Genomic DNA, 25,159 nt, shown 5'->3' on the forward strand with positions numbered 1-25,159 from the left:
TATTAGGCGGGCTTGACGGGCCCGCCTGTAGTTCCTCAGGCAGCTTGCCTTGTTTGTAGGGCCGAGAACGCCTCGGCCAGTTGTCCTTCGCTCCATCCTTCTGCCACCGCACGACGTAGAATATCGGCCTGACTTTCCGGAGCGTTGCCATTGATTGGTGGATCTGTGTCCAGATTGGTCGGGAATGGATAGCCCTCTGCCGTGGCTGCAATAGTAGCGTCCAGCGCGCGACCACTCAGTTCACCACGTTGTTTCAAGGCGACAAGCGAGGGGAACACCGCCTCGGACATGGATCGCCGATCGATGGCCTCCATCGCGCGTCCAAAAGCGGATGAGATTTGCAACAGGTTGGCCATCCGGTCGATATCCGCACTGCGGTTTTCGCCCGCCGCGTGAAACAGCGCGGGGTTGAAGAATACGGCATCTCCCTTGTCCAGCGGCAACTGAATGCAGGTTTCCTCGAAATGGGTCCGGTGGCTCTCGTCGTGGAACGCAAGATAGCCCGGCGGATACAACTGGGAAAAGGGCAACAGCTTGGTTGGTCCGCTTTCCACCGGCATATCGCAATGGGCGACCGCGCCCTGCAATGTCAGCGATGCCGCGACCAGATGAGCGTGCGCGGGATAATTCGCTGCTCTTTCCGCGCTCTGAAACCCCAGGTGGTAGTCCCTATGCGCCTGTTGTGCCTTGCCGCCCGGACGCACCTGATTGATCTGAGCGGTAACCTGAAAATTTGGTCCCAACCACGCCTCGCACGCCGCCGCAATCGCCGTATTCCTGAAATAGAGCGCAAAACCTTCAGGGTCGCGCAGGCACTGTTTTTGCAGAGCGTTCCAGATCCGGTCATTCGCGCCAGAGGCGGCGAAGTGATCACCTTCGCCAGCACCGCTTTGACGTTCCTCTACGATGATCTGGCGGAAAACATCGCTGGCACGGTCGATGACGGATGTATCAGCGAACGCTCCTTTCAGAGCGATCACTCCGGCCGATTTACCCAAAACATAGCCCCACTCGGCCAACAGAGCTTTGCGCTTGCCTGCGTTCTCCAGCACCGGGCGCAATGCGTGCATGTCGTAGATCGGAACATTCTTTTTAATCGAGGCGGCATGGGGCACCGCGTCGGCTGCCAGACTCTGCGAGGTCAACAACTTGAATTCATCCAGATCACAGGATTCACGGTCGAAGTAACCAACAAAACCCAGTTCCTGATTTACCATGAGACATCTCCCTTTTTCATGGCTTCGGTGTCGCCCCGCGGGGTCGATCGTTACGCTTGGACCTCCAATCCTGCTTTCGCGCAGACCTTGAGAATATGCTCGTAGCCCTTCTTAGAGTATTCGTAGGGCGGTGCCTTGGCCGGGTCTTGCTCGGCCTCGACCACGATCCAGCCGTCGTAGTCCATGGATTTCAAAGCGTTCGCCACCGCCTGAAAATCGATGCACCCGTCACCCGGGACAGTGAACGCACCGGCAACAACGGCATCCAGAAAACTGCGGTCGTTTTCACGCACATCCTGAACAACCGTTGGACGGATGTCCTTAAAATGAACATGATGGACCCGGTCCCCCCAACGGTTCAAGGTCGCCATGACATCGCCACCGCCGAACAGCAGGTGGCCAGTGTCAAAGCACAGTTTTACCTCAGGTCCTGATCCTTCCATAAGCCAGTTCACGTCATCCTCGGTCTCGATGATCGTGCCCATGTGGTGGTGGTAGGCCATCGGCATCCCCTGATCGCCCATCCATTTGGCCAGTTCGGTGATCTTGTCGGCATAGACCAGAACCTCGTCCTTGGACAGTTTGGGTCGGTTATTGACCGGGATCTCAGCCTGCCCCTGAACGGTGTTCGAACACTCGGCATAGACGATGCACGGGCTATTCAGGGCAACAAACTGCTCAACCTGTTCGCGCACCGCTTCGCGCTCTGTCGCGAAATCGTTGACCAGCGACGCGCCCGAGCACCACCCGCCGCACAGCGCGATGTTATTGCCTTCGAGATAGGCGCGTAACCCTCCGGTATCACTGGGCATACGCTGGCCGCGTTCGACACCGACATAACCGATCTCACGCGCTTCCTTCAGTGCTTGTTCCATCGTGTAAGCCGCCGTCAGGTCCGGCAAATCATCATTCTGCCAGGCGATCGGAGAAATCCCGATTTTCACGCTCATTTCGTGTTTCTTTCCTTAATCGCCAGCTCATAGGCTGCGCGTTTTTCGTTCACTTCGGGGCGGATGCTGACTTCCGGAACTGCCACTTCCCACCACGTACCGCCGTATTCGGTCGAGGGGTACGGATCAGTGTCGATGACAACCACATAGGGCCCTTTGACATCGCCCCGTTTGGCAAGCGCGCCTTCCAGTTCAGCAACCGAGCTAACCTTTACGGATGTCGCCCCCATCGCCGCCGCGTGGGCCGCGAAATCAATGGCCGAGGGGTTCTCATGCGCTGCATGGTCCAGAAGGTTGTTAAACTCGGCTCCGCCAGTGCCCATCTGAAGACGGTTGATGCAGCCAAAGCCACGGTTGTCGGTAATGACTACGGTGAACGAGACACCCATCATCGCCGCCGTCGCCATTTCCGAATTCGCCATCATGTAGGTGCCGTCGCCGGTAAAGCAGATCACATCGCGATCCGGTTGAGCCATTTTAATTCCCATTGCGCCGGCAATCTCATAGCCCATGCAGCTAAAGCCGTACTCCATGTGATAGGCACCAGGGCGCGGCGCTTTCCAGAGTTTGTGGAGTTCTCCCGGCATGGTTCCCGCCGCGCACATGACAACTGTATCGTCATGTGACGCCCGCTGAACCGCGCCAACAACCTGCATATCTGTTGGAAGCGCGTTTCCGTCGCCCGGCGCGTCAGTCAGCTTGTCGACCTTGCCGTACCATTCGGCCTTCAGCGAGGCCGTCACAGGATCGGCGCGGTATCCCTGCAATGCTGCGCCCAATTCCTCCAGCCCAACACGCGCGTCCGATTGCAACGGCATAGCGCCGTGTTTTTCCGCGTCATAGGCAGCCGTATTCAGGCAGATCATCTCGCGTTCCGGGTTGGAAAACAGGCCCCAAGACCCGGTGGTGAAGTCTTGCAGGCGAGAGCCAACGGCCAGCACAAGATCCGCCTCGGCGCAGACCGAGTTAGCCGGTTCGCCACCGGTCACGCCTACGGGTCCAAGGTTCAACGGGTGATCCCATGCCAAGGCGGACTTACCAGCCTGCGTTTCCGTAATCGGGATGTTGTGCGTTTCCACGAAACTCTGCAGCGCATCCGTCGCGCCCGAATAGTGCACCCCACCCCCTGCGACGATGACCGGACGTTTGGCCACCTTGATGGCCGCGACAGCGCGGGCCAGTTCGCCTTCATCCGGACGGATGCGGCGCTGATACCAGACACGCGGTTCAAAGAAGCTTTCCGGATAATCGTACGCCTCGGCCTGAACGTCCTGACAGAAAGCCAAAGTCGCCGGCCCACATTCAGCTGGGTCCGTCATCGTGCGGAACGCGCGCGGCAACGCGGTCAGCAAGTGTTCCGGCCGTGAGATGCGATCAAAGTACCGGCTGACTGGTTTGAAGCAATCATTGGCGCTGACCGTACCGTCGCCAAAACTCTCGATTTGTTGCAGCACAGGATCGGGACCTCGTGTCGCGAAGACATCGCCGGGAATGATCAGAACCGGCAACCGGTTCACATGGGCCAGCGCGGCCGCCGTCACCATATTGGTTGCACCCGGCCCGATGGACGAGGTTACAGCCATGGCCCTCGTACGTCGCATTTGCTTGGCATAGGCGATGGCACAATGCGCCATGGTTTGTTCATTGTGGCCGCGATAGGTCGGCAGGCTGTCCTTTACGGCATGCAACGCCTCACCCAGCCCGGCCACATTGCCGTGACCAAAAATAGCCCAGACACCTGCTATGAATGGCTCTCCGGCCTCATTCATCTGCGCGCCCAGATAGCGGACCAAAGCTTGCGCTGCGGTCAGTCTGATTGTCTTGCCCATTGTGATCCCTTTCAACTTAAGGCCACCCCGGCCAGTCGGTTGAATTCCAGTTTCTCAAATATGTACAGTCCAAGCGGGAACGCGTCAGACCGTGCCGCCCAAAGACCCTTCCAGCTCGGCCAGCTCCTGACCACCTGCCATCAGGTCCTGCAGTTCCTCGGGTGAAATATCGCCCCGTTTCGCGGTGCCCAGCGTCTGGCCCCTGTTCAACACGGTAAAGCGATCGCCGACGGCCAGAGCGTGACGCACGTTGTGGCTGATGAAAACCACACCCACACCCTGACTGCGCACCTTGTCGATGGTCGCCAGAACATTGGACGTCTGGCGCACGCCCAACGCCGAAGTTGGTTCGTCCAGGATCAGGATCTTTGCGCCGAAATGCACCGCACGAGCAATTGCAACTGTCTGACGCTCACCACCGGACAAAGTACCTACGGCCTGGTCCGGCCCACGCAGGTTGATGCCCATCTTGCGCATCTCTTCCATGGTGATTTCATCGGCCAGCTTCTTGTCGAAGAAGTTGATCCCGGCGACTTTGCGCGTGGGTTCGTTGCCCATGAAGAAATTCCGACTGACACTCATCAGCGGGATCATCGCCAGGTGCTGGTGTACCGTCGCGATCCCGGCTGCAATGGCGTCACGCGGGTCTTCGAAATGCATGGGCTTATCTTCGAAGAAGATCTCACCCGCTGTTGGTTTGTGGACTCCGGACATGGTCTTGATGAAGGTCGATTTGCCCGCACCATTGTCGCCCAGCAGACAGTGACACTCCCCAGGTTTCAGATCAAAGCTGACACCGGCAAGGGCGATCACAGAGCCAAAGTGTTTCTGAATGTCTACCATCCGAATGATTGGTTTCTGGTCCTGGGCGTCGCCGTGATGGAATTTGGTATCTTCGGTCATCTCAGCGTTCTCCCGTGATGATGCGACGGATGTAGGTGTTCAGGATTACGGCGCCCAGCAGGATCACGCCAAGGAACACCCGGAACAGCGAGCTTTCGACCCCTGCAAAGAACAACCCCTGCTGAACCACACCAAAGATCAGCGCCCCGAGAGCCGCACCCAGAACCGAGCCATAGCCGCCGGTCAGCAACGCGCCACCGATCACCACCGCGATAATGGCCTCGAACTCTTTGAGCAGGCCCCGGTCCGCACCGGCCGAGCCGAACTCCATCACCTGACAGGTCGCAAAGACGGTCGCACAGAAGGCGGTAAACATGAACATCAGAACTTTGACCCGGTTCACAGGAACACCCGAGTTCCTTGCGGCCTCGGCGTCTCCGCCCGAGGCAAAGATCCAGTTTCCGAATTTGGTTTTGGTCAGCAGCACATGGCCAAAGATGATGATCACCAGTGCCCAAATCAGCAGCATCGGAACACCGTCGACCACAGGCTGACCTTGACGCGTGCCGCGTTCAAAGGTTTCGATCAGGCCGTTGTCACCGAGCCAGACGAAAAAGCCCTGCCCAACTTTGCCGCCGAACACCGACGCCAGCCAGTCGCCCTCGGCCACGTCGCGGATACCGCCGATGATGGTTTTCCGCTCGATGGTCTGAGGCAGGTAGATGGTGAAGCCGCGCAGAATGAACAGGAATGCCAACGTCACGATAAAACTGGGCAGGCCGGTACGCACGACAATGTACCCGTTGACCGCCCCGATCGATACGCAAAGCGCGAAGGTTACAATAATGGCCATCCAGACCGGCCAGCTGAGCGTGACGGAAAAGATCGCGATCATCATGCCTGCAAAGCCGATCATCGAACCAACGGACAAATCAAATTCGCCCGCGATCATCAACAAACACGCACCTACGGCAATGATCATGAACTGAGCAGAGACCACGGACCAGTTCATCACGCCCTGAGCGGTGAACATGCCGCTATCAAAGGCGAACAGCAGGAAAAACGTGAACACTGCCACCGTGCCGACCATGCCACCCAATTCCGGGCGGATCAGGGCTCGGCGCAGGGGTGAGATCTCTTTGATCCGCTCGTCGCCGCCGCTTACGGTTTGCGCTGACTCAGCCATTGTTGCCTCCTTCGCGCTTCGTTCTGAATGCTTTTATAATGGGGTGCGGACACACATCTGGCGTCCGCACCGTTTCAAAAATCAGCGGTATTCGCCCGCGAATTCTTCGATCTTTTCCAACCCGTCTGCGGTCACGAAACCGGGACCCGAGTTGATGTTGTTGCCCGGCAAAACGCCGTAACGGTGGTAGTTGGCCATCACGACAACCGGCAGGTAAGCCTGCAGGAAGGGCTGCTGGTCGATGCCCCACTGGATCACGCCGCTTTTGATGCCTTTGACGATCTCGCCACCCAAGTCAAAGGTGCCAAAGTAGATGTCGCCGGCCATGCCGTTTTCTTCCAGCGCCAGAATGGTCGGGTCCGCCGAGGTCGGGCCAAGCGTCAGAACTGCTTCTGTTTCAGGGTTGGCCGACAGATACGCCAGAACACGATTCTTAATCTCGGCCGGGTCCTGACCCGCGTCGATCATCTGCTCGCCCAACTCGATACCCAGACCGTCGGCAAAGCCCTGGCAACGTTCCTGGCTGGACGGCTGCACGATGTAATGGTTCACACACAGGAAGGATCCGATGCCATCGTCTTTGGCCCGTTGGCCTGCAGCGAAACCGGCGTCATATTCCGGCTGACCCACATACATCAGCGCGCCAACTTCACGCGCCTTTTCCGGTGTCCCGGTGTTCATGATGATGACGTCGATACCAGAATCCACGGCCGCCTTGATCGGGCCTTCCAGAATGTCCGGGTCAGCCAGGGTAGTGATGATGCCGTTTGGTCCCGATGCTGCGGCCTGATCAATGATCCGCGCCATGTCTGCAAGGTCACCGGTCGGCGGGTTGCGGTATTCAACCTCAACGCCCATTTGCTCGCCCGCCAAGGCGATGCCGTTTTTGATGGTGTTCCACCAGCTGTCACTGTCCGGGGCGTGGCTGATCAGAATGTACTTCTCGCCCTCCGCTGCCGCGCCTGTGGCACCGGCGAATGCGACGGCGCTGGCCATCAGAACCCCTTTTACGAACGTTTTCATTTCCATTCCTCCCAATAGAACTGTCAATCGTATTGTCTGGGCTTCAGCCCCAGTCATTCGGCATTGGCCGAATCTCCTCCGCCCCCAAGTGAACCGGGGCTGTGTCCAGTTTCAGGAAATCCAATCATTTTGCAACCGGTTTCAAAACATCACTCAGCATGACCGGCATTCCGGAACGCGCCGAACGGGTCGCAGCTTCGGCCATCGCCAGTGCTGCGACGCCGTCTTCCAGAGTAACCGGCATATCCGACCCGGCTTGTACGGCGTCAACAAATGCGCCCCATTCTGTCCGGTAAGCAGTCATGTAACGTTCCAGGAAAAAGTAGGTCGGCTTGGCACCGACAACACCATCCGCCGTCGACTTCACCACCGAGTTTTCCAGGATGTTGTGCGCCTGAAGCAGCCCCTTCGACCCCAACAGCTCAACCCGCTGGTCATAACCATACACGGCGCGTCTAGAATTCTTGATTGCAGCGACCCGACCATCTGCGTAAGTCATTGTAACAACAGCGGTATCATAGTCCCCCGCCAGACCAATCTCAGGGTCGACAACTGATGTTCCGACAGCTGAAATCACTGTGGGCAACTGCCCCATCAAATAGTTTGCCATGTCGAAATCGTGGATCATCATATCCCGGAACAAACCGCCCGAGACTTTGACGTAGCTGACAGGTGGCGGGGCCGGGTCAAAGGACGTGATCGACAGCAGTTCCGCCTTGCCAATCTCTCCTGCCTCGAACGAGGCTTTTAGTGCCGAGAAATTGGGATCAAACCGGCGGTTGAACCCGACCATAACCGGCTGACCGGTTTCCGATGCGTTTGTCTGGCACGCAATAGCCCGATTCAGGTCCAGATCGACAGGTTTCTCGCAAAGTACGGCTTTTCCCGTTCGAGTCGCCGCCTCGATGAGGTCGGAATGCGTGTCGGTGGGCGTGGCAATCAGAACCGCATCAATGGACGCATCCGCGATGATGTCTTCCGAACTGCGTGTTTCGGCCTGATATTCTCCCGCCAGACTTTCTGCCGCTTTGGGAACGGCATCTGACACCGCAGCCAATACGCTTTTAGGATGCTCACTGATGGCTTGCGCATGTACACGACCAATCCGTCCGGCCCCTAACAATCCGATCTTGAGCATGCAGCTTCTCCGAATCCAGTCTTCGCGCGCAGCATGTTTCTCTTTGCAACCGGTTGCAAGATGTTTTTTCATCAACTTGGGAAAGTTGCGAGGGATCGCCTTGTCCTCAGCGGCCTTCAACAGTTGGGCAGGCACGCAGCCCGCGCTTGATTTTGTTGTGTCTTGGGGAATTTGAACGCGGAACGAAGCCGAAATCTCCTTCGGCTTTATCATCCTGTCGTTGATTTACTTGCGCCCGCCATACGCAAGATTAAACGGCGTCCGCCTCAACACGGGTAACGAAGAAGACAACATCTTCGAAATCAAAGCCCCCGGCAACGGTCAGATCTTCGAATCCGATGATCATTGCCTCACCGCCCCTGGCGGTTCTGGGCACCGCGTGTTGCTAATCATCGGCGTTCAATGTCGCCTTTTCCGAGTGGAAAGTGGTAACGCCCGCCGAATCCCCGTTCACCGTCAATACAAAGTCGAACTCATCATCCACATCGGCCAAGCCGCCGTTGCTGGCGATGAAACCAAAATCATCGGCATCAAGCAGATCTGCCGCCCGCGCGGCCTCGTCTTGAACAACGAAAAACCCAAGACGATCCTGTTGACCGCACTATCCGCAATACGGAATCCGGGCGCAAGGCCCGGCAGGATTGTCAAATCCGTACCGCCATCGCCATCTGCGTTAATTTCCAAGTCCGAGTTGCGGTTGAACCGAATGTTCGAGCGGCTGACCTCGACCCCTTCGATGACAAGCGATTTGCCAGCCTCAAACCCTGTGACGACATCCCGATCCAACTCTTACGGGGTCACGCTGACCGTTTCTGAGTCGTCAAAGAACACGGTCTCTAGCGACGATGTCGATCCGGGACCATCCGCTGGGTTTGTCGGTTCAGGTGCGACGACCACTGGTTCTGATAGTGTCTCTGATACCCCGACCGTATCAAGCTGCATCGCAGCCGAGGTTCGCGCAAAATTCTAAGTGACGATGATGGCGGGAACGCCGCCGAATGAACCGGACAAAACAAAGCCTGTGTCGCGCATTCGCCGAGTAGCCGAACTGCCGTCCTCCCGTTTGAGCGAAATTCCCAGTCGCTAACATCCATTGGCTGTGCTTTTCCGCCGAAGCACATGATGTTAGCGATAGAGCGCATGACCGCGTGGACGATGGGGGGGATCGGGTTGATGGGGATCGGATTCACGGCGATGCGCGCGACGCTGTGAAGGACACAGACGAGAAAGTGGGCGGTGAAGTTCGAGAGGAATTGGAGGGCGAAGCTGAAGAAGTTCGCGACGAGGCCGACGACGATCGCGCATATCTAGAAGAAGAAGTCGATGAAGCGTGCATAGATTTGAAGCAGGAAACCGGAAAGGACTGCGATTGGTCGGGCTGTAAGTCCAGTCCACCTTTCGCGCTGTCCTATTAAGACCTGACTAGTTATTTTGATCTCTAGCCAGTCGTTCGCATATGGCATCTTGTCCATGACGCTTCACCGACTGCTTTGAGCTATGCCTCGGGAAGCCCTACTTTCAGCAGCCGCAACGGAAGCACGTTTTGAAAATCCGTTATCCTCGGTTAACCTCCCAAAGCAATCTGCACGGGACAAGAGGGGCACTTATCATGAACGGATTGAAGGCAGTCTGCGCCGCGGGTTTTCTGACTTTTTCCCAGTCAATCGAAGCGCTTGCTCAGGAGCAGCCAACCCCAGAGATGCAGAAAGCAATCGAGTTCTTCAACCAAGCGGGAAATCCTGAAGGACGATGGATTGAAGGCGAGACGATGGTTCCTTACGTCGAGGCTGCATCCCACTTTAATGCAGCCATGCTTTACTATCCCGGAACTGAAGAATTGCAGGACAATGAGATCCGCGTGAGCTTCATGGGTTCGACATACTACCCATCACAGGATCAATCCGGGATGAGCATTTATGTCGAGCTCGGAAATGGTGATCGTTTCGTTTTTGACATGGGGATTGGTTCACTGCGGAACTACAACAGCTTCTCCGTTCCCTTCAATACAATCAATCACGTCTTCATTTCCCACCTTCATATGGATCACGTGAGCGACCTGCCCTACTTCACGATGTTCCGTCCCATTCAAGGTGGTTACACACCATTGAATATTTACGGCCCGAGCGGGTCCGAACCTCAGTATGGAACGCAGCATTTCGTCGACAGCATGATGGCCATGACATCGTGGCACCAAGATAGCTTTAATGCCTGGCCCGTCGGCGAAGGCTATAACCCTAATGTAGTGGAATTCGACTACATGGATGAGGGTGGGACGGTGTACGAAGCCAACGGGGTCAAAGTCACCCATTGGCCAACATCGCACACCAAAGATGGCGCGACGAGCTACAGATTGGATTGGAATGGTAAAAGCCTTTGCTACACAGGTGACAACCGTCCGAACAGCTTGACGATAAAGTATTGTGGAGGCGTGGACATGCTGATCAGCGAAGTTCAAACCGCCACTGTCTCTGTTACCTCTCGTGCACTGGGAATGCCGGCTGCAATGGCGGCGTACACAATCGACACATCGCACACGCCAGCCTATGGCCTAGGTTATATCTGTGAGCAGACTCAGCCTAAAGTCTGTGTCGCCTCGCACTACAGCTATGACGATGTTTTCAACAACGAAACGGTTGCCGAGGTGCGCTACCATTATAAAGGAGCGTTTGCGTTCGGTGCGCCTGACCTCGTCGTTTTCAACTTGCACGGTGACGGAAAAGTATGGTGGCGCGAGGGGGTCACAGGTGAATCCAATCAGGTGCCACGACCAGTGTATACAGATGATGAGATCACGTTCCCCGCTCCAAAACATCAAGTTTACGATGTGATTAACGAAACGATTGAGGCCAACGAGATAGACCCAGAACTCTGGTATCCACCTGAGAAGAAGCCAGAGCTTGTACGCGAGTGGCCTTTAACCGAAGACATCACAATACCAAACCCGTTTGCCAATTAAAGCGGAGCCAATGCGAATTCCGTCAATAATGCTGATCCTCACGTTGCTAGGTTCAGCAAGTTTCGCCGGGCCTGCTCGACCGGTCGATTGGAGTGATTTAGGTAACAACTTATCTTCGCAGAAGAACCCGTATTACGGCCTAACCGCAGACGAAGCCAGACTGGTGGGAGTTCTTGTGCATACAGCAGAGATGCGGGAAGCCGGTAAAGCTCTTTCCCCGCATGTGCTACAGGGCGAAAAAATAGCACTGTCGGCGCTAAACAGTGTTGGCATCGACGGCGCTGCCAAAGTTACTGATGTAGCAGCGTTCGGCAAAATGATGGACTCCAGTCGCAATGACCTGAATAATCGTCTTCTGGGTCAATCTATTGAAATTTCCGGCTTCGTTTTACCTCTGAACTTCACCGACACAAAGATAACTGAGTTTGTTTTGGTTCCTTTTGCAGGAGCATGTGTTCACACACCCCCTCCGTCGCGAAATCAAATGATAGTGGTCAATTATCCGGAAGGTTTTTTGGTAAACGGCTTATTCCAGGCGGTGGCTATTTCTGGGCAATTGGTTAGGGGTGATACGGTACGCTCGATTGGATTTTCCGATGGTATTTCATCACTTGATATCGGGTATCAGATGGAGGCGGTTTTTGTTGATCCATTGTGAGAACCAGCAAGGCTGCTGTGTCCTGTTGGGCGATCATTCGCAAAATTCCGCTAACGTTCGCAGCGAGCCCTTGGTGACCAATGCCGCTCCATACCACAACCGCTGAAAGGTGCGAAAATCAATGTATTCCGCGGTTGCATGTTAGAAGTTCCAGGAAGCTAGTACGAAAAAGAGTTATGGGAGACATATTGGGCAAGAACTGCTCTGCTCCCACTTTTCCAAATCTCGCTTAACCACCCGGAAAAGGCTGCAATAAACTGTGCACCATGGCCAAATTCGCCACAATACAGGTCCTGCTCAAGCCAAAGACCTGGATCAGCTTTGGCCGCCAGCGCCGTTTTTCTCAGATCCTCCCAAACGGGATCATTGGGGGCGATCTCTGAGCCGTCTTCGCGAATCCCTGCGCACATCCTGCACCAAAAAGCTTCTGCTAGAGCGAGTCCGTTTATAGAAGAGCCTGAAGCAATTGCATCACGCACCGAGGGCAGAACAAACCCAGGGTGTCGCGCCGATCCGTCGAACGCGACTCGGCGCGTTGTGTCGTGAATTGCAGTGTTTTCAAACCGACGTTCAACCAGCCCAAGGTACTCTTGCGGGGTCGTTCCAGGAACAGCGTCGACCTGAGGTAGAATTTCTTCGATTTGAACTTTTCTGAAAAACGCCGCTATGTCGGGGTCTTGCATACAGGCCGAAATCGTGGGGACAGTCAGTATCTCCCCGACATTCGCGAGCAGTTGGTGGCCCCCGTTCAATATGCGAAGCTTCAATGCCTCATACGCGTGAACATCCTGGGTCAGTGTGACACCTACATGTTCAAGCGACGGTCGTCCGGCACAGAAGTCATCCTCGATGACCCATTGACGAAAGTTCTCGTGTGAAACCGGAGCGTGATCATCAACACCAATCGCTTGGCATTGCGCAATCACCTGATCAGTCGTTGCCGGCACGATGCAGTCCACCATCGAATTGGGAAAAGCACCGTTCCGGTCGATCCAATCGGCTAGATCAGGGTCCGAGAGGCGAGCCAGTCCTACAATACAATTTCGAAGGATAGTGCCATTACCCTTGAGATTATCACAACTCAGCGCGGTGAAGGGGGACAAGCCGTTCGTGCGGCGTATCCCGAGCGCTGCGACCATTGCACCAAAAACCGTTCGCGGATGGTTTGGGTTTGCGGCATCATAGCGGATATCATCGTGATCCGTGTCCAAACCGCCGGTGCTTGCACTAAGGAAATAACCGCCCTCGGTCACAGTCAGGGACACAATCCGGATAGACGGATCAGCCATCGCCCGGATAAGCGCGGCGTTGTCTTCTTCGATCGGCAGGTAATCAATCAACGGGCCTATGACCTCTGCAGATACTCCTTTGGGATCCAGCTCAATCAGGGTGGTCAGACAATCTTGCGCCTGCAACTTCTCGCGCATCTTGGCATCATAACTGCGTACGCCTGCTCCAATGATGGCCCAATCGCGGGCCTGGCCCTGCTGCAAAAGCTGATGAATGTACCAAGCCTGATGGGCGCGGTGGAAATTGCCAAGCCCGATATGGACGATGCCCGGCGTCAGGTCCGAACGTTGATAAGCAGGGGTTCTGACAGTCGCTGGCAGGTCTGCAAGCCTGTCGCGCCTTAGCTGGATGGGAGGGGTTGAATCTGCCACAGAGGTCATCAGCTCATCCAATTTCCGCCATCAACATTGTAGGTCTGGGCGACGATGTACTTGGCCTCGTCCGAGGCTAGAAACACTGCCATCCCGGTTAGGTCTTCAGCCCGGCCCATGCGGCCATAGGGAACGGCCGCCGCCACTTCGCGTTTCTTCTGCCCCGAAGGTTTGTCTTCGTGTTTGGCAAAGAACGCATCGACACCGTCCCAGTGTTCGCCATCCACCACACCCGGAGCTATCGCGTTCACATTTATCCCGTTTGAGATCAGGTTCAGGCCCGCAGATTGAGTCAGGGAAATGATCGCAGCCTTGCTGGCGCAATAAACGGCGACCAGAGGCTCACCGCGCCGCCCGGCTTGCGACGCCATGTTGATGATCCTGCCTTTGGTGCCATGCGCAATCATGTGGCGCGCGACGGCCTGCATGGTGAACAAGGCACCGGCGACGTTGATGTCGAAGACACGCTGGTAGTCGGCGCGCTCAATCTCAACAATCGGAGCGGCAGTGAAGATCGCCGCGTTGTTGATCAATATGTCGATCGGGCCGAAATGGGATGCCGTGCGGGTGATGGCGTCGTCGATACTTTGCTGGTTTGTCACGTCCATCTCGATTGCTAAAGCCGTCACGCCGATCTCGGTCGCGGCCTGCTGCGCGCGCTGGATGTCGATATCGGTGATCGCGACACGGGCGCCTTCAGCAACATAGGCTTTGGCAAAGGCCAGCCCTATGCCGCGCGCAGCCCCTGTTATCAGGGCGGTTTTACCAGCCAGACGTGTCATTCGATCCGCAAGCCTTTCGCATCGAACCGGTGGATCACATCGGCGCGTGGTGTCAGGTGAATGCGGTCGCCATGTCGGAAACCGACCTCGCCATCTGCGCGGACAGTGATCGTATCGGCCAGCCCGGTTTCGTGGACATGGAAAAATGTATCCGAGCCCAGATGTTCCGAAACGCTCACCACCCCGGACCAGTCCCCTTCGGCTTCTGAAACTGTGATATGCTCAGGCCGTATTCCGATGGTCTGAGCGCCGTGTTTCGCGGCCACTTCGCCCTCAATGAAGTTCATTTTGGGGGAGCCGATGAAGCCCGCAACAAACAGGTTGCGCGGTGTCCGGTACAGGTCTAGCGGGCTCCCGACCTGTTCGATAACGCCAGCCTGAAGGACGACAATCTTGTCGGCCATAGTCATGGCTTCGACCTGATCGTGTGTTACGTAGATCATCGTGGTCGCCAGGCGTTCGTGCAATTCGCTGATCTCTAGCCGCATTCCGACCCGCAGCGCCGCGTCGAGGTTGGACAGAGGTTCGTCGAACAGAAATGCCGCCGGTTCGCGCACAATCGCGCGCCCGATGGCAACCCGCTGGCGTTGGCCGCCCGATAGCTGTCCTGGGCGGCGGTCCAGATAGTCGGTCAGGTTCAGGACGCTGGCGGCACCTTCGACGCGTTTGTCGATCTCGGCCTGATCCAGTTTTGCCATCCGAAGGGGAAAAGCGATGTTCTTACGCACCGTCATATGCGGATACAAAGCATAGGATTGGAACACCATCGCCAGCCCTCGTTTCGCCGGCGGGACATCGGTGGCATCAGAACCGTCGATGTCGATGGAGCCCGAGGTAATGTCCTCCAGCCCCGCGATCAGACGCAGCAGGGTTGATTTGCCGCAACCCGAGGGGCCGACGAAGACTGTGAACTCGCCATCTTCAATGGTCAGGTCCAGTGGCGGAATGACCTGCACATCGCCGAAGCTTTTGGTCACGGACTTGAGTTGGATGCGTCCCATGTGTCGTGTTCCTTATTTCACAGCGCCGAAGGTCAGGCCGCGGACAAGTTGTTTCTGGCTGAACCAGCCAAGGATCAGGATTGGTGCAATTGCCATTGTCGAGGCCGCGCTAAGTTTGGCAAAGAACAGGCCCTCGGGGCTGGAATAGCTGGCGATAAAGGCCGTCAATGGCGCCGCGTCGACGGCGGTCAGGTTGAGGGTCCAGAACGCCTCGTTCCAGGCTAGTATGAAGTTCAGCAAGACGGTCGAGGCGATGCCGGGGATAGCCATGGGGGTCAAGACGTAGAGGATTTCCTCTTTCAAGGTCGCCCCGTCCATCCGCGCAGCTTCCAGAATTTCCCCAGGAATTTCGCGGAAATAAGTGTACAGCATCCAGACAATGATCGGCAGGTTGATCAGCATCAGGACGACGACCAGCCCTCCGCGCGTGTCCAGCAGTCCCAGCCGAATGAACAGCAGGTAGATCGGATAGAGAACGCCAACCGCTGGCAGCATCTTCGTGGACAGCATCCACAGTAGGATGTCTTTGGTGCGTTTCGAGGGCACGAAGGCCATGGCCCATGCGGCGGGGACGGCGATGATCACACCCAGAACAGTCGAGCCCCCGGCGATAATGACCGAATTCCACAAGAACCGCATATAGTCCGAGCGTTCCTGCACGATGGCATAGTTTTCCAACGTCCAATTGAAGTTCAAGAACAGCGGTGGGCTGGCAATCGCCTGTGCCTCGGTCTTGAAGCTGGTCAGGATGGTCCAGAGGATCGGGAAAAAGATCAGCAAACCAACGGCCCAAGCGAGAGCGGTATTCAGCGATTTACGGCGGGTGGTGACAGCGCGGGCCATGGTCTTACCTCCTCACGCGTCCAGGTTCTTGCCGACGATACGCATCAGGAAGATCGCAACGATGTTGGCTAAGATGATTGCGTAGACACCTCCGGCTGATCCGAGGCCAACGTTCTGGCTTTCCAGCACACGCTGGAAGATCAGGTAGGTGAGTGTGCGGGTGCCGAATGCGCCGCCGGTGGTCACGAAGATTTCGGCAAAGATCGACAGAAGAAAGATTGTCTGGATCAGGATCACGATGGTGATCGCCCGGCTCAGATGCGGCAGGATGATGTGGTAGAAGCGCTTCAGTACCGGCGCACCATCCATCTCGGCTGCTTCCAACTGCTCGCTGTCCAGCGATTGGATCGCGGTTAGCAGGATGAGCGTGGCAAAGGGCAACCACTGCCAGGACACGATCATGATGATCGAGGTCATGGATGCCTCGGACAACCACGAGATCGGCTCGGCCCCAAAAAAGCGCCACAGGTGGGCCAACAGACCGTTGACCGGGTCCATGAACATGTTCTTCCAGACCAGCGCGGATACCGTTGGCATAACGAAGAAGGGCGCGATCACGAGGATGCGGACAATACCTTGGCCCCACATCGGTTGATCCAGAAGCATTGCCAGTAGGATGCCCAGGATAACAGTAATGATCAGAACGCCTCCGACGATCACCAGCGTTGCCTGAACTGCGGGCCAGAAGGAGCTGGACGACACGAACCGAACGTAGTTGTCAATTCCAACCCAGCCCAGATCACCACCGCGCAGAGGCAGATATTTCTTGAAGGAGAAATAAAGCGTCATCGTCAGCGGCACGAGCATCCAGCCAAGCAGCAGGACCACTGCAGGTGCCATCATCAGGCGAGCAACCGAGCGGGAATGTTGAGTTGCCATAACGCAAACCCTCTATTTTCAGGCGTAGCGTAGCCTGCGAGAAAAACGCGAGTCGTGGAAGAGAATTGCGGGGGGCATCAATGCTGCCCGCCCGCCGGGGAGGAGGCCTCAGTACCCTGCGGCTTCCATTTCTTCGGCTGTGAAAGCCTGCGCTTTGGCCAGCGCTTCCTCAACCGTTTGCTGTCCGGCATAGACGGCTGAGAACTCCTGACTGACTTGCGTCGCAATACCTGCAAATTCCGGGATCGCCGCAAACTGAATGCCGACATATGGCACCGGCTTGACCGTCGGGTTGTTCGGATCAGCCGACAGGATCGAGTCCAATGTCATCTTGGCAAATGGAACCTTCTGGTATTCCGGGTTCTCATACAAAGAAGATCGCGCGCCCGGTGGGACATTTGCCCAGCCTTCGTTTTCTGCGACCAACTCGATGTAGTCTTTTGAAGTGGCCCATTCGATGAATTGCTTGGCCGCGTCTTCTTGCTGTGTACCGGCCGGAATGGCCAGTGCCCAAGCCCAAAGCCAGTTGGAGCGCTTGCCCAATCCGGTGTCGGGTGCCAGAGCAAAACCAACGCTGTCCGCAACGGTCGAGTCATTGGGGTTGGTCACGAAGGACGCCGCAACGGTGGCGTCGATCCACATGCCGCATTTGCCTTGTTGGAACAGCGACAGGTTCTCGTTGAACCCGTTGGTGGCATAGCCCGCCGGACCGGATTCCGTCATCATTTCAACGTAGAAATTCAGCGTGTCAGACCATTCGGGCTGATCGAATTGGGGCTTCCAGTCTTCGTCGAACCAGCGCGCGCCGAACGAGTTGGACATCGCCGTGATGAACGCGCCGCCTTCACCCCAACCGGCTTTGCCGCGCAGGCAGATGCCGTTGATGTCGGCGTCCCGGTCAGTCATGGCCGCAGCGGCCTCTTTGATGAATTGCCAACTTGGCGCTTCGGGCATTTCCATGCCTGCTTTTTCCATCAAGTCGGTACGATACATGATCATCGAGCTTTCGCCGTAAAACGGCGCAGCAAAAAGTGTTCCGTCATGGCTCAGACCGCCCGACATAGCAGGCAGGATGTCACCGACGTCATATTCCTCTGACAAACCATCCAGCGGAACCAGCCAGCCGTTCGCACCCCAGATCGGGGTTTCGTACATGCCGATTGTCATGATGTCGAACTGACCACCCTTGGTGGTGATGTCGGTGGTCACGCGCTGGCGCAAAACGTTCTCTTCCAGCGTCACCCATTCGACTTCAACGCCCGTCGCTTCGGTGAATTTGTCGGTATAGCCCTGCATCCGGATCATATCGCCGTTGTTTACGGTTGCGATCGTTATGGATTGTGCGTGGGCCGCTGCCGTTGCGACGAAAGTCAGCGCAGTCGCCGCACGAAGTGCGTGTTTCAAGTACATCCCTGTCCTCCCTGAGCTTGGATGCTGTGCAGAGAGCCTAGTTCAAGATTTGTCGCGCCGTCAATAAAAACTTTACGCGCGTTAATTTTTGTTCATCACGCAGATTCCCTCAGGACCAATCGCGCCGGGAAAAGGGTTTCTGTCCGCTTCTCAAATTTTCCACCGTTTTCAATAAGTTCAAAAAGCGTTTCGACGCTTCGCGCCGCCACATTATCATAGTCATGCGCGGCGGTTGTCAGCGACGGACATGTGAATTTTGCGAACGGATGATCGTCGTTCGACGCCACCCGCAATGCACAATCGTCTTTCCGCCCAACGCGAATCCCCTGCTCGAAACACGCCGCCAGAAAACCGATGGCCAATCGGTCATTGCTACACAGAACCGAATCCGTGCGCAGCTTGCGTTCATCCAAAGCCTTGAGCGCACCCTTTCGGCCAATCTCTTCAAAGGCCCAACCTGTGCCTTCGATTTTGATCACATGCGGCTCAAAACCCAGCCGATCCATTACGTCGACATAAGCCTTGCGTCGCTTGTTGGCATTGGGGTTCGCAGGTGTCCGCATTTCGAAAAACGAAGGCGGCTCGCCGGTGCGAGTCATGTATTCTACGGTCTGAGACACAAAGCTGAAATTATCGGACCCGATAAACGCTGCGCCCAATCCATCGAGGTTACTGTCGAACAGAACCGTTGGCACACTGGCGCAGAATTTCTCAATAGCGGACTTGTCTGAGATACGTCCCAAAGGCGCCAACAAAACGCCCGCGGGTTTCAAGGATTGTAAGCCGTCCAGGATTTCGTTTTCCAGTTTTTGTTCGCCATGAGAGCTGAACAGAAACGGGCGGTACCCGGCTGCGATACAGCTTTGTTCTAGATACCGCGCGATTTCAGCGAAAAACGGATCGGCCAGGTAGGGCACGACGATGCCGATATTCTTGGTCAGCTTGCGGTTCTGGTTCACAGCATAGATGTTCGGGCGATAGTCGAACTGTTCCAGTGCTTCTTCTATGCGTGCCCGTGTAGTTGGGCGAACGCTGTCTGGGTCGTGAAAGTACTTGGACACCGTGGGGCGCGAGATCCCGCTAAGGGCTGCGAACTCTTCCATGTTCTTTATCTTGGTCATACCTGTCTGCCTGCCGACCTGAGCCGCCTTGATCTTATCCTATTTTTACATATTCTTTGCGCGCGGCAAAAAGATCAATAGCAAGACAAGTTCCGAACTTTAGTGCAGGTAAGGGGTTTGAATGTATCTCGGGATCGACATCGGAACGTCTGCGGTCAAACTTGTCTGTGCAGACACTGATCGAATTCTGACGACGTCTTCTGTAGGGATAAAAACGTCCTCACCGCAGACCGGTTGGTCAGAGCAGCATCCGGATCTTTGGTGGCAGGCGACACGCGACGCCTTGGACCAACTATCTGGGCAAATCACGCTGTCCGAGGTGAAAGCGATCGGGTTGTCAGGCCAGATGCACGGAGCCGTTTTGCTGAACCGTGATTTGCGCCCAATCCGCCCGGCAATCCTGTGGAATGACAGCAGGGCAGTACAGGAATGTGAGGACCTACGCGCGGCCCAGCCGGAGATTGGTCATATTGCCGGCGTCCCTCCCTTGCCGGGCTTTACCGCGCCCAAAATTGCTTGGTTGAAAAAACATGAGCCTGCCAACTATGCAAAGCTTTCCCATATTCTGCTGCCCAAGGACTATGTTGGGTTGCGCCTGCATGGAGAGTTGGCAACCGACGCATCCGATGCCGCCGGAACATTGTGGCTCGATCAAGCGTCGCGCGACTGGCACGCCGGTATCGTCGAAGCCACTGATGTTGCAGGGGACTGGCTTCCGCAGATATTCGATGGCCACAATTGCGTTGGGGCTGTGTCAGCGCAAGCGGCAACTGAGACGGGCTTGAAACCCGGCACGCCAGTCGTTGCAGGAGGTGGAGATGCAGCAACCGGGGCAGTGTCTTTGGGCGCCACCGAACCGGGGCGAGGTTTCATCTCTTTAGGAACTTCCGGCCAGTTGTTCGTGGCGGACCGGGCTTACAAACCCAATCCCGAACGTTATGTACATGCTTTTGCGCACACTTTGCCCGACCGGTGGTATCAAATGGCAGCGATGCTGAATGGCGCAAGACCTATTTCATGGATTGGCGGTCAACTGGGACTGTCCGCAGCCGAAGTTGTTGCGCTTGCCGAAACGGTCAGCGGGGACCGTGTACCAATTTTTCTGCCCTATCTAACGGGGGAACGTAGCCCGCATGGCGACCCGCATATCCGAGCCTGTTTCTTTGGCCTGGAGGATTCCACAACACGCGCAGACATCTGCCGTTCCGTGGTGGAAGCGATTGCCTTCTGCTTTGCCGATGCGGCACAGAGTTTCGGTGACAGTATTAAAGAATTGCCGGAACTCGCAGCAATCGGAGGAGGCAGCAGATCAGAACTGCTGTTGAGACTGATCGCGACAGTGACCGAAAAACCGGTTGTGAGGTCGGATGGGGCAGATTCCGGTCCGGCATATGGCGCCGCCCGGCTGGCGGCTTTTGGAGAAGGTGCATTGGACAGAGCTGACCTTGCACTTCAACCACCAACAACAGACATGTTTGAACCGGCGGATATGGCACCATTGTTCGAACGGTTGGCGCGGTTTCGGAAGCTTTATACAGCAGTCAGTCTGGCTGAATAATTACCCGGCACGGTCAACCAAATTTACGCCGCCTGCCCTTCCCACGGTGGGTTTGTTGCTATCTCAACGATCCGGATATCCGCAAACACGCTCACCTTGACCGACAGAACATTCGATTTCGAATAGATGCGCTACGGAACCACTTCTTCCTCTGTTTTCTAGTCCGGAAAAACCTGACGAAGTTTGCCCAACAAAGGCTCCCCCTGAACGCTGCACAGCGAGTTTACAGAGATGCCGCGCCGGTAACGGCGATGAGCTTTTGGGATCAATTCTGTAGGTTATCGCTGGCGCGCCTTTCGGTTTTTTGCGACGGCCCAACTCCGAACCCAGCCTAGAACGTGCCTTTGGACGGACTGATACCGCGTTTCTCGCCAAACAGTTTGATTCCTGTGCAACCAATACAGTGGTGCCAACGGATGTAGACACTTCACGTCCCACGGTTTGTGCCGATCGGTGAAGTGAATGATCTTGGGATGGTTGGCCGCCGCCTGCGCCTCTTGTTCAGTATAAGCAGGCTCCAGTAAGTTGCCGTTGTAAATCCGAGTGTTCACATTCCACTCCAGCGGCAACTTTTGCGTTTTTTCTGCAAAGATGATGTTCAACAGGTCTTGGTCCTGAAGCGTTATCAATTCACCAAACTTTCGACAGGCTAGCAAAACTCCTTCGTGAAGGTTCACGCTGCGCAGTGCATCAAGATCCAGCACACAGACCCCTGCGTTGAAGTAATCATGTGTCAGGGGCAGTTGCAGGCGGCGCGCTTGCAAACGCCCGCCTTCGTCCGGAGCCGCAGCAATCGGGCTTCCCTCCATCGGATGATCCCAAAGTTCTTTAAGGTCAGCGGTCACAATGATGTCGGCGTCCAGATAAACTACTTTCTGAACGTCTGGTAGAACCTCTGCAGCAAGTAGTCTGTAATAGGTCTGCAGCGAAATATGCGCGCGATTCAGAGGAAGCCAACGCAAGCTGTCGTCGTCAATATTTACAACTCGCAACTCGGCACCAAACTGAACAACTAAGGCTTGAAGGTTGGTTATATCGTCTTCGGTCAACGATCCGTTGTCCAGAAAGTGAAAGCAAAAACTCTGCGGTTCAGACGCTCGGGTCAGGGCTGAATGAATCGTCGCTGCTGCGTGCGGAACATAAGCACTGTCTACGGCCATCAGAATATTGATGATTTCCCCGCCACCTCGTTGCCCGACCTTGTTTGGCGAAGAGATCGCTGCAGCAGCCCCAGCAAGCTGGGACTTCGCGTCAATTTTGGCAGGTGGGATCGGTCGAAACACCAAGGGAAGCGTGCGACGTGACGCACCACGAACAGTCATGGCATAATCGACGAAAGCAACGGTCATGCGTTCTGCCAGAAACCCCCAGATGCGTTTTTGATACGCATCATAGCCCGAGATATCGATCCGCTTTTCCGCTTCAAACAGAACCTGAAACAGCCATTCGCAGTACTCATGAAACAGCGCTTTTTTCATCACTGTGACATTGCCGAAGAAAGCCGTTTTCGAGTTCAGCATCTTGATGAAAAATGGGCGAATATGCGGGCTTAGTTCAGCGACGATCTTCTCGACGACGTCTAAGTCTTTTGCATAATGCTCCCACTCATAAAACTCGTAGTTCGTCATTATTGAGTCCGGCGCCTCAACAGGATGAACCGGATAGATAGGAGCCGTCAAAATGTCCGCCGACGAACAGGCGTGACGTACGGTGGTATCATCCCAGCCAAACTTGAAAATTTCGCGCTCGGATATCTCTTCAAAAACTTTGGTACGGCCCGATGCTCTTTGATTGAAATTCAAGAGCCTGCGATAGTGCATCAACCCATAATGCTCTGCGTCGACGTTCTTCCACATCCAATACAAACCTGTAAGTTCGCACCAGTTTGGATTGCGCTCAGATATCGAATCTCCTGTGTCGTCACGCACCGCAAACTCCAGCCTTTCAGACGAGAGTGCAGCGCCAACGTGGATAGGCGTAAAGCACTGCGAACGGATTGCGGGCGAATTTTTATGGTAACAAACGCCGATGAATACGTCTTTGTGTTTCATTTTCTTTTAGGCTTTCAACAGCCATTCACTTTCGGGCAAGTGGAAAAGCAAAATCTAGCGACATGCGACTTCAGTTGGCAATGAACTCATACTGCTCATTATGAAGTGCAGTTTCCCTCTTTTTTGAACAAGTGGAAGATGCTTTCTCGGCCATGCAACCAAGTTTTGTATTCCCGTTTTCACGAAAGTGAGTAGTTTAACGCATCATAGTCTTCCCGGTAAAAGTCGAAAATCAAATCAAGCAACTCCCTATCCTCTTCCGGAAAAAAGGAAACAGATTTTCGCTTGTGTGGCATGTTTGGTAGCTCCTGACAAACAAGGTCACACACTTCGGACACAGGTGCAGACAACCCTTCTTCGAACTTAAAGACCTTTGTGTATTTCGTGACAAATTCAACCTGTGGCTTGATATGGTTGTCATAAACGTAAGGGTTTTTGTGATACCTTCCGAAGGTCGAAACAACCCACTCTTTGAACGGCAACTGCGCCTTGTTCTTGCGCATTTTGTACTCGCTTATCAGTCTCTCACGTGGGTCACGCACCAGGGCAAACGTAAAGTCACAGAAGTCGTGGGAAACAAACGCTTCTAATAACTCGGCGTGCATATGCTGCGGTGTGCACTTGGCGTAGCCAAGCGGCGACCTATGTATCAGAGCGCTCTTCCCCCCCAGACCGCGAAGCGCATGCTCTATACTGCTGCCGCCTGTTTTGGGAATATGAACAAATTGCACTAGTTTGGTTTCAAACCGGAAAATCGGCATCGACAGTCCTGTAACTTCAAGCGGTTGTAAGTCCCCAATGGCTTTGACTTGGGCTTACCCATTAGGTCCCAAAATGGTTAACACTATTACCATCCTGATCCGAAGACCTTTTCACCATTAAACTATGAAAGAATAATGGCCCGCTCATTGTTTTTCCGACTGGCGGCATAATTCTCGTTTCGATAGCCAAAACTTCAACCAAGCTCAGACCTAAGTCGACTGACCATCGGCAAAAAGTATGTCGCCACGCCGCTGCATTTCAGAACTTGCATAACGCTCGAAAAGGTTCTGCTGTTCCGAATTTACCTGCCGCGTGGGAATATCCAACTGAACTAGAACTTCGGAAATCCGGGCTCTTATTTCTGGTACGCCATCCGCCTGCACACAGTATCTTGTCAGATACCACGTCACAAACTTTCGCTGGAACACTGGATCAACCTCGCTTGGCCGAACACAGGCCTTTAGCAGGCTGTCAATGTTATTCACATGTGTGGTCGCAAGCGCATAGTCAGACTTGGCGAATGAAACCACATGTGCGCCTTGCACCAAGGCTTCGAACAACACGCCTGAGTTTCCACCGACAACGCATGAAGCTCCGCGGATCAATCCATGAATCGAGCCGTCAGAAATTTGGACGCTTTCGAACCTCCGTTGCAGATCGCTCAACAAAGACGTCACTGCCCCCGCTTTACAGGATGGATGACGCTTGATGACGAGGGTTTGACCCAGCTTGTCACAAAGTTCAGCCAAAGCAAAAGCGACTTCGCCTGGCTCTAAGTGATTGAGTTCGGCAACGGTATCATCAATCGTCTGTAGAGGTAGAAACACATATCTGCCTTGCGGACGTCCGGTATGGCTCGGTTGTTTGTATTTTGAGGAATTGCTTTCCGCTTGCGACTTGGCCAGCCGATCTACAAAGCTGTCAGCCTCCTGCGGTGCAATCGCTTCAATACTTTCCAGAAATTTTGACGGCGTTTTGGCAAGCTCAGAAAACCCCGAATACCCAAGTCTGTCCAATGTGTAATAGGGAGAGATGTAGCTCTCTTTGAACCGCAGAATGTTACCTTCGGGACCAATGGAGTGAAAACTGATAACCAACTGATTTGGCTTATAAACACGAGGACTTTTGTCAGCCCCAAACGGCAACCTGTTCGGTTGAACGCGAACCGAAAGATCACTGAGCGCCAGCATGAGTGACGTGTAGAACATCCTATGCCGATCGCCATCTCCCTCGTTGAACAGATGGCCCTCCGACAGCTCAAGAATGACTTCTACAGCGGTATCTGGCACGG

22 protein-coding genes are annotated in these 25,159 nt (G+C 55.1%); 5 read left to right on the forward strand and 17 right to left on the reverse strand.

The window, feature by feature from the left end; all coding sequences use genetic code 11:
• Nucleotides 1-35: 35 nt before the first annotated feature.
• The 7 genes from GOX75_RS18155 to iolG all read right to left on the reverse strand — a co-directional run bounded on the left by GOX75_RS18155 (nt 36) and on the right by iolG (nt 8,186).
• Nucleotides 36-1,217, reverse strand: coding sequence for a phytanoyl-CoA dioxygenase family protein (locus tag GOX75_RS18155; RefSeq protein ID WP_171125448.1), 1,182 nt, complete (start codon nt 1,215-1,217; stop codon nt 36-38).
• Nucleotides 1,218-1,267: 50 nt separating this feature from the next.
• Entirely contained in the window at nt 1,268-2,167 is a 900-nt protein-coding gene (gene iolE / locus GOX75_RS18160) for a myo-inosose-2 dehydratase (RefSeq protein WP_171125449.1), read from the reverse strand.
• A complete protein-coding gene (gene iolD / locus GOX75_RS18165; protein ID WP_171125451.1) occupies nt 2,164-3,996 on the reverse strand; it encodes a 3D-(3,5/4)-trihydroxycyclohexane-1,2-dione acylhydrolase (decyclizing) in 1,833 nt (610 codons plus the stop codon). The genes iolE and iolD overlap by 4 nt, the downstream gene beginning before the upstream one ends.
• Nucleotides 3,997-4,080: 84 nt before the next feature.
• Nucleotides 4,081-4,899 carry an ATP-binding cassette domain-containing protein gene (locus GOX75_RS18170; RefSeq protein ID WP_171125453.1) on the reverse strand — a complete coding sequence of 273 codons (819 nt, stop codon included), beginning with the start codon at nt 4,897-4,899 and terminating at the stop codon, nt 4,081-4,083.
• 1 nt (nt 4,900) lies between these two features.
• Complete coding sequence (locus tag GOX75_RS18175) at nt 4,901-6,025, reverse strand: ABC transporter permease (RefSeq protein ID WP_171125455.1); 1,125 nt, start codon at nt 6,023-6,025, stop codon at nt 4,901-4,903.
• A gap of 81 nt (nt 6,026-6,106) precedes the next feature.
• Nucleotides 6,107-7,048, reverse strand: coding sequence for a sugar ABC transporter substrate-binding protein (locus tag GOX75_RS18180; RefSeq protein ID WP_170427125.1), 942 nt, complete (start codon nt 7,046-7,048; stop codon nt 6,107-6,109).
• Nucleotides 7,049-7,172: 124 nt separating this feature from the next.
• The gene (gene iolG / locus GOX75_RS18185; RefSeq protein WP_171125457.1) at nt 7,173-8,186 is read right to left on the reverse strand and encodes an inositol 2-dehydrogenase; all 1,014 of its coding nucleotides are present in this window, start codon (nt 8,184-8,186) and stop codon (nt 7,173-7,175) included.
• 379 nt (nt 8,187-8,565) lie between these two features.
• On the opposite strand from iolG, the gene GOX75_RS18190 reads away from it, so the two are divergent.
• The 4 genes from GOX75_RS18190 to GOX75_RS18205 all read left to right on the forward strand — a co-directional run bounded on the left by GOX75_RS18190 (nt 8,566) and on the right by GOX75_RS18205 (nt 11,800).
• A complete protein-coding gene (locus tag GOX75_RS18190; protein WP_217354448.1) occupies nt 8,566-9,156 on the forward strand; it encodes a hypothetical protein in 591 nt (196 codons plus the stop codon).
• Between the two features lie 178 nt (nt 9,157-9,334).
• A complete protein-coding gene (locus tag GOX75_RS18195) occupies nt 9,335-9,601 on the forward strand; it encodes a hypothetical protein (protein WP_171125461.1) in 267 nt (88 codons plus the stop codon).
• Between the two features lie 194 nt (nt 9,602-9,795).
• The gene (gene gntH / locus GOX75_RS18200; RefSeq protein WP_171125467.1) at nt 9,796-11,142 is read left to right on the forward strand and encodes a guanitoxin biosynthesis MBL fold metallo-hydrolase GntH; all 1,347 of its coding nucleotides are present in this window, start codon (nt 9,796-9,798) and stop codon (nt 11,140-11,142) included.
• 28 nt (nt 11,143-11,170) lie between these two features.
• Nucleotides 11,171-11,800, forward strand: a complete 630-nt coding sequence (locus tag GOX75_RS18205) for a DUF3299 domain-containing protein (protein ID WP_217354449.1) — start codon at nt 11,171-11,173, stop codon at nt 11,798-11,800.
• A gap of 158 nt (nt 11,801-11,958) precedes the next feature.
• Here the strand turns inward: GOX75_RS18205 and GOX75_RS18210 are convergent, their stop codons facing one another.
• The 7 genes from GOX75_RS18210 to GOX75_RS18240 form a co-directional block, all read right to left on the reverse strand.
• Entirely contained in the window at nt 11,959-13,470 is a 1,512-nt protein-coding gene (locus tag GOX75_RS18210) for a mannitol dehydrogenase family protein (protein ID WP_171125472.1), read from the reverse strand.
• On the reverse strand, nt 13,470-14,243 hold the full coding sequence (locus GOX75_RS18215; RefSeq protein ID WP_171125475.1) for an L-iditol 2-dehydrogenase: 774 nt from the start codon (nt 14,241-14,243) through the stop codon (nt 13,470-13,472). The genes GOX75_RS18210 and GOX75_RS18215 overlap by 1 nt, the downstream gene beginning before the upstream one ends.
• Complete coding sequence (locus tag GOX75_RS18220; RefSeq protein ID WP_171125477.1) at nt 14,240-15,244, reverse strand: ABC transporter ATP-binding protein; 1,005 nt, start codon at nt 15,242-15,244, stop codon at nt 14,240-14,242. The genes GOX75_RS18215 and GOX75_RS18220 overlap by 4 nt, the downstream gene beginning before the upstream one ends.
• Before the next feature lie 12 nt (nt 15,245-15,256).
• Nucleotides 15,257-16,087 carry a carbohydrate ABC transporter permease gene (locus tag GOX75_RS18225; RefSeq protein WP_170448185.1) on the reverse strand — a complete coding sequence of 277 codons (831 nt, stop codon included), beginning with the start codon at nt 16,085-16,087 and terminating at the stop codon, nt 15,257-15,259.
• 12 nt (nt 16,088-16,099) lie between these two features.
• A complete protein-coding gene (locus GOX75_RS18230; protein WP_171125479.1) occupies nt 16,100-16,966 on the reverse strand; it encodes a carbohydrate ABC transporter permease in 867 nt (288 codons plus the stop codon).
• Nucleotides 16,967-17,074: 108 nt separating this feature from the next.
• Complete coding sequence (locus tag GOX75_RS18235) at nt 17,075-18,376, reverse strand: sugar ABC transporter substrate-binding protein (protein ID WP_171125480.1); 1,302 nt, start codon at nt 18,374-18,376, stop codon at nt 17,075-17,077.
• Between the two features lie 95 nt (nt 18,377-18,471).
• Entirely contained in the window at nt 18,472-19,497 is a 1,026-nt protein-coding gene (locus tag GOX75_RS18240; protein WP_171125482.1) for a LacI family DNA-binding transcriptional regulator, read from the reverse strand.
• A 121-nt stretch (nt 19,498-19,618) separates the two neighbouring features.
• Here GOX75_RS18240 and xylB point away from each other — a divergent pair, with 121 nt between their 5' ends.
• The gene (gene xylB / locus GOX75_RS18245) at nt 19,619-21,055 is read left to right on the forward strand and encodes a xylulokinase (protein ID WP_171125484.1); all 1,437 of its coding nucleotides are present in this window, start codon (nt 19,619-19,621) and stop codon (nt 21,053-21,055) included.
• Between the two features lie 278 nt (nt 21,056-21,333).
• Here the strand turns inward: xylB and GOX75_RS18250 are convergent, their stop codons facing one another.
• The 3 genes from GOX75_RS18250 to GOX75_RS18260 all read right to left on the reverse strand — a co-directional run bounded on the left by GOX75_RS18250 (nt 21,334) and on the right by GOX75_RS18260 (nt 25,157).
• Nucleotides 21,334-23,106 (reverse strand): DUF4422 domain-containing protein, encoded by a 1,773-nt coding sequence (locus GOX75_RS18250; protein WP_171125486.1) that lies wholly within the window; start codon nt 23,104-23,106, stop codon nt 21,334-21,336.
• A 179-nt stretch (nt 23,107-23,285) separates the two neighbouring features.
• Nucleotides 23,286-23,867, reverse strand: a complete 582-nt coding sequence (locus GOX75_RS18255) for a sulfotransferase family 2 domain-containing protein (RefSeq protein ID WP_171125488.1) — start codon at nt 23,865-23,867, stop codon at nt 23,286-23,288.
• Between the two features lie 210 nt (nt 23,868-24,077).
• Nucleotides 24,078-25,157: a hypothetical protein gene (locus GOX75_RS18260; protein ID WP_171125490.1), complete on the reverse strand. Its 1,080-nt coding sequence runs from the start codon at nt 25,155-25,157 to the stop codon at nt 24,078-24,080.
• Nucleotides 25,158-25,159 lie beyond the last annotated feature (2 nt).

This window comes from Ruegeria sp. HKCCD7251 (assembly GCF_013031165.1).
In the GTDB taxonomy this organism is placed as follows: domain Bacteria; phylum Pseudomonadota; class Alphaproteobacteria; order Rhodobacterales; family Rhodobacteraceae; genus Ruegeria.